Here is a 5,317-nt window from a genome sequence, read left to right as displayed (position 1 = left end):
CCCCCGCCCCCGCCCCTGCGCCGGCTCCGGCTCCGGCACCCGCGCCCGCGCCCGCCCCGGCCCCCGTCGGCGCGCCCGCCAAGCCCACGCTGCAGATCCAGAACTACGACCACGCCGGCAGCTTCGCGATCGTCTGGAACAAATGGTGGGGCACCAGCGGCACCTCGTGGGAGCTGTATGAAGACGGCGTCAAGGTCCAGTCCGGCACGCTGGCCGACGTGGGCAACGCGGCCCAGACGGCCACGATCCAGATCACCGGCAAGAAGCTCGGCCTCTACACCTACCAGCTGAAGCTGATCAACGCCGCCGGCGCCACGCTCAGCGATGCGTCGGCCACCACCGTCGGCAACGCCTCGCTGATCGGCATCAAGCAGTGGGATGTCGGCGGCCAGTCGCTGCAAAGCACGCTCGCTCCCGGCTCAGTCACGCTCGACCTCAGCGTCTCCGGCGTCGCCTACCCGAGCTTCACGGTCGCCTCCAACAACCCGAAGGTCGCGACGGTGTCGGTCAGCGGCAGCAAGCTCACGGTCAACGCGCTCGGCGCCGGCCGCGCCGGCATCCGCATCCTCGACGCCAACGGCAACGGCCGCTGGGTCGGCGTGCGCGTGAAGAAGCCCGACGGCAGCCTGCCCGGCCTGCCGGCGCACGTGTCGATCGGCTCGGTCTCCGACGACGGCGGCACCGCGCTGGCCAACTGGCAGAACTTCGGCAGCGGCGACCTGAACACCCGCGCCGACCTGCGCTACATCTACCTGAACGGCGGCGCCTCGGTGCCGGGCAACACCAGCTGGTGCACCTGGACGACGGTGCCGTGCTTCCGCGCCACCAACTTCATCCGCGAGTCGAAGAAGCTCGGGATGATCCCGGTCTTCGTGTTCTACAACATCGCCGACGGCGGCGAGAGCTACCCGACCGACCTCGCCCACATCCAGGACGCGACCTACATGGGCGCGTATTTCAAGGACTGGGTCAAGACCATCGACATCGCGAACACCGAGGCCGGCGACGACCCGGTGGGCTACGTGATCGAGCCGGACTTCATCGGCTACATGATGCAGAACTCCGGCCTGCAGCCGTCGCAGATCATGGCGCGCGTGGACCAGGCGTACGCCGCGGGCGTGCTGACCTCGGCCGACCCGCAGTTCCCGAACACGCTCGAGGGGCTCGTCAAGGCGGTCAACTACATCGTGCAGAAGCGCAGCCGCAACGCGTGGTACGGCTGGCAGATCAACATCTGGAGCGATGCGCAGAGCGGCGCCTCGACCAACGGGCTGATGCACATCACCGACACCGCCGAGAAGGGCTGGACCGCCGGCCGGCCGTACATCGCCGCCAGCGCACAACGCGTCGCGAACTACTACAACGCGGCCGGCATCACGAGCTACGGCGCGAGCTTCATCTCGTTCGACAAGTACGGCTATGACGGCGGCGCCGCCGGCAACGCGAAGTGGCAGTTCAACGCCGACCACTGGAACAACTACCTGTACTACGTGCAGACGCTGAACGCCGCGCTGAAGAAGCCGGTGGTGCTGTGGCAGCTGCCGGCCGGCCACGTGAACGGCTCGGTCGGCACCAACCCGGCCACCGGCGCGCCGTTCGCGACGCTGACCAACGCCACCAGCAAGCACTACGAGGACACCGCGCCGACGTACTTCTTCGGCGACACCTTCACCGCCACGCCGAGCGTGTTCGCCGCGAGCTACTACAAGACCAACGCGGCCGGCGATCCGAAGGTGAGCTCCAACGGCGCGCAGATCACCTGGGGCAGCCACCTGCCCGAAGCCAAGGCGGCGGGCGTGGTGTCGCTGATGTTCGGCGCCGGCGTCGGCGACTCCACCGACAACATCGGCCTCGGCAACCAGCCGCTGACCGATGACCGCTGGTGGCTCGTCAAGGCGAACCGCTACCTGCAGGGCGCGGTCGTGCCGCTGCCCTGATCACGACAAGTGCCAGCAACAGCGCCGCGGCCGCCACCGCGAAAGCGGCGCTGAGCCAGGGCACGGCGCCGGCCTCGTCGCCCTCGACGATGAACGATGCCATCAGCGGCCCGAAGGCGCTGCCCAGCAGCTGGGCGGCCGGCACCAGCCCGGCCAGCCGGCCGCTGGTGTCGGCACCGAAGGCCAGGCCGATGTGGAACGGCAGCATGAACATCCACACGAAGCCGAACACCGCGCAGCCGAGCGCGAAATCCAGCGAGCGCCCGGCCGGCAGCGCATGCAGCGCCAACATCACCGCGGCCAGCACCCCCGAGCAGGCGACCAGCGTCGGCCGCGCCGGCAACCTCCCGACCGCGAAGGTGGCGAGGCTGCCGCCGATGACCTGCATCACCAGCACGCCGGCGATCAGCGTCTGCGCGGCGCGCGCATCGAAGCCTGCCGCCTTGCCCAGCGGCTCGAGGTAGGCCCAGAACGAGCCCAGCGTGGCCAACTGGAGAAACGCCACCACCAGCGGCAGCAGCGTGGCGACCGACCAGCGGAAGCCCGAGACCGCAGTCGCCACCAGCGGCGCGAGCCGCGCCGGCTGGCGGAAGGCCAGCACGCACGGCAGCAGCGACAGCACCGCCAGCGCCGCGAACCCGCCCTGCCACCCGGCGAGCGGGATCACCGCATGCGCCAGCAGCGCGCCGAGCGCCGCCTGCGCGATCGTCTGCACGACGAAAAAGATGCCGCCGACGCGCGCCGGGTTGGCGCTGCGCACGATGACGCCGGTGGTGCCCCAGACCAGCACGCCTTCCGCCAGGCCCGCGGCGGCACGCACGGCCGTCATCGCGGCGTCGCCCGAGGCGCGCATCGTCAGCAGGTCGAGGCACGCGGCCAGCAGCGCGGCGACCAGCGTGATGCGCCGCAGCTGCGCGCCCGGCAACAGCGCATCGCCGAGCGCGACACCGAGGCCCAGCATGATGATCTCGGCCATCGCGACGATGCCGACGCCCTCCAGGCTCACCTGCTTCGCATCGACCAGCTCGCCGAGCAGGATCGGCTGCACGCCGATCATCAGCACGGCGATGGTGCCGACGGCCAGCGCCGCGGCGACCTGAAAGGGGGGCATCGGCGATGCGTCGTTCGCGGGCATGCGGGGTCTCCTCGTGGGGTGTTTCAGTATCCCTTGCTCTCTTCGGGCAGCAGGCCTTGCGCGAAGCGCGCTTCGGCCCGCGATGCATCCTTTCGCAGGCGGCCGTTGGCAATCCACCGCACCCACCATGGCAGCGCGCGCACGCGGCCGCCGGTGGCCACCGCGAGCACATGCGCCTTCGCGCATTTCTCGAACAGCTCGGCGTTCAGCGCCAGGCGCGTCGCGGTGCTGCCCAGGCACAGCGGGCGGCGCTGCACCATCAGCACGTTGCCGCGGTGCTGCTGCAGCGAGCTTGCCAGCGCGCTGGGCGGCGTGGCCGGGGCCATCGGGCCGAGGTGGCGGGCCTGTTCGTCGAACAGCTGCGGCATCGTGCCGCCGAAGTCGGCGAGCGCGATGCCGAACGACCCGCCACCCCATCCGATGGCCCCCACGTCAGGGCGTGCGCGGTAGACCGCGGCATGGGCGCCCTCTTCCCCTCCTTCGTTGTCCTGATGCAGCGGCAGCCGCTGCGGTGCGGCCTCCAGCGCGCTGCCGAACCACATCGCCGCCGCGCCCGGGACGCGCAGCGACAAGCTTGCGTTGCTTCCGCCCAGCAGATGCTTGCGCTGCAGCCGTTCGCGCAGCTGCAGCCATTGGGTGCGCAGGATCTCGTCGGTGCTCATACCAGCTTGAACACGTCGTCGAACCGGTTCAAGGCGTCGTCGATCACCTCGTCGGTGTCGGCCAGGCTCGTGTAGAGGCGGCTGCCGGCCAGCGTGATCAGCCCGTGCGCGGTGTAGGCCGCGCCCATCTCTTCCATCATGTGCTTGCGGGCCTTGGCCTCGTCCTTCGCGCGGTACAGCTTGTAGAGGCTGCTGGTGTYCATCAGCAGCACGCCCGAGGTCTGCAGGTGCACGATCGAGCCCAGGTTGTAGACCACGTACGGCAGGCCGCGCGCCGCGATGATCGTCTCCAGCCCGCGCCGCAGCCGGTCGCCGGCGCGGCCCGCGACGCCGGCCGCATCGACCCGCTCAGCCTCCTGCAGCGCATGGAAGCCGGCCACGCACGACAGCGGGTTCGCCGACAGCGTGCCGCCGACGAACGCACGCCGCGCGGTGGTGCCGATGCCGCCGACCAGCAGCATCATCACGTCGCGCCGGCCGCCGATCGCGCCGGCCATCGGGTAGCCGCCGGCCAGGCACTTGCCGAGCACCGTCAGGTCGGGCTTGACGCCGAAATACGCCTGCGCGCCGCCCATGCCGATGCGGAACCCGGTGACCACCTCGTCGAAGATCATCAGCGCGCCGAACTCGTCGCACAGCGCGCGCACCTGGCGGTTGTAGTCGGGGTGCACCGGGCGGGTGCCGCTCTCGGGGCCGAGCGGCTCCAGCAGCACGGCCGCGGTGCCGCCGCGCAGGCGGTTGATCTGCAGCTTGCGGCGCAGCGCATCGAGGTCGTTCGGGTGGCACTCCTGCGTGTGCGCCGTCGCGCCGCGCGGGATGCCGACGGCCTCCATGCGCCCGGTGCCGGGCAGCCGCATGCCGTAGACCAGCTGGTCGCTCCAGCCGTGGTACGCGCCGCCAATCTTGATGACCCACTTGCGGCGCGTGTAGGCGCGAGCGAGGCGCACCGCGCCCATCACCGCCTCGGTGCCGGAGCCGAGCAGCCGCAGCATCTCGACGCCCGGCATCGCCCGGCACACCAGCTCGGCGAGCTTCACCTCGTACTCATGCAGCAGCCCGGTCACCGGCCCGCAGTCGTCGAGCACGCGGTTGACGGCCTCGCGCACCACCGGGTGGTTGGAGCCGAGCAGCGTCGGGCCGCCGGCCTGCAGGAAGTCGATGTAGCGGTTGCCGTCGACATCGGTCAGGTGGGCGCCCTGGGCCTTGGCGGCGGCGATCGGGAACGGGTGGTTGAACGCCAGGTTGTGCTGCACGCCACCGGGGATCACCGCCTGCGCCCGCTCGGCAAGCTGGCGCGAACCGGCGCAGCGCTCGTCGAAATGGCGCATCACGCCGGCCATCGCATCGCGGCGGATCGGGCGCATCGGCTGCTTCACGAGCTCGGCGAAGCGGCGGTACAGCGAATCGACATCGGGCCAGGCCGAGATGGCGCTGGTGGGAGCGGCCGTAGCGGCCGAATGGATGGGGGCGAGGTTGCTCATGGTGCAGGTCGGTGTCGTGTCGCAGTTCGGGTCGCAAGGTGGATGGCATCGGCCAGCTCGGCATCGAGCCGCGCGAAGACCTCGCGCTGCGACGGCTCGGCC

The 5,317-nt window shown here is 70.8% G+C and carries 4 protein-coding genes; 1 reads left to right on the top strand and 3 read right to left on the bottom strand.

All coding sequences use genetic code 11. From position 1 onward, the window contains the following. The coding region (locus tag AC1D12_RS23780; RefSeq protein WP_477843268.1) for a chitinase N-terminal domain-containing protein at nucleotides 1-1,937 on the top strand (1,937 nt) is incomplete at its 5' end. Here the strand turns inward: AC1D12_RS23780 and AC1D12_RS23775 are convergent. From AC1D12_RS23775 to AC1D12_RS23765, 3 genes are read right to left on the bottom strand one after another with little or no spacing between them, the layout of a single operon-like run. Continuing rightward, on the bottom strand, nucleotides 1,891-3,072 hold the full coding sequence (locus tag AC1D12_RS23775) for an MFS transporter (RefSeq protein ID WP_477843267.1): 1,182 nt from the start codon (nucleotides 3,070-3,072) through the stop codon (nucleotides 1,891-1,893). The genes AC1D12_RS23780 and AC1D12_RS23775 overlap by 47 nt on opposite strands. Nucleotides 3,073-3,095: 23 nt before the next feature. Then, nucleotides 3,096-3,734, bottom strand: coding sequence for a class II aldolase/adducin family protein (locus AC1D12_RS23770; protein WP_477843265.1), 639 nt, complete (start codon nucleotides 3,732-3,734; stop codon nucleotides 3,096-3,098). Then, nucleotides 3,731-5,215 (bottom strand): aspartate aminotransferase family protein, encoded by a 1,485-nt coding sequence (locus tag AC1D12_RS23765; protein ID WP_477843263.1) that lies wholly within the window; start codon nucleotides 5,213-5,215, stop codon nucleotides 3,731-3,733. Before AC1D12_RS23765 ends, AC1D12_RS23770 begins: the two co-directional genes overlap by 4 nt. Nucleotides 5,216-5,317: the final 102 nt, after the last annotated feature.

Source organism: Rhizobacter sp. P1_G5 (assembly GCF_056405435.1).
The sequence above is the reverse complement of the archived record's forward strand: the minus strand, read 5'-3'. Positions and strand labels throughout refer to the sequence as shown.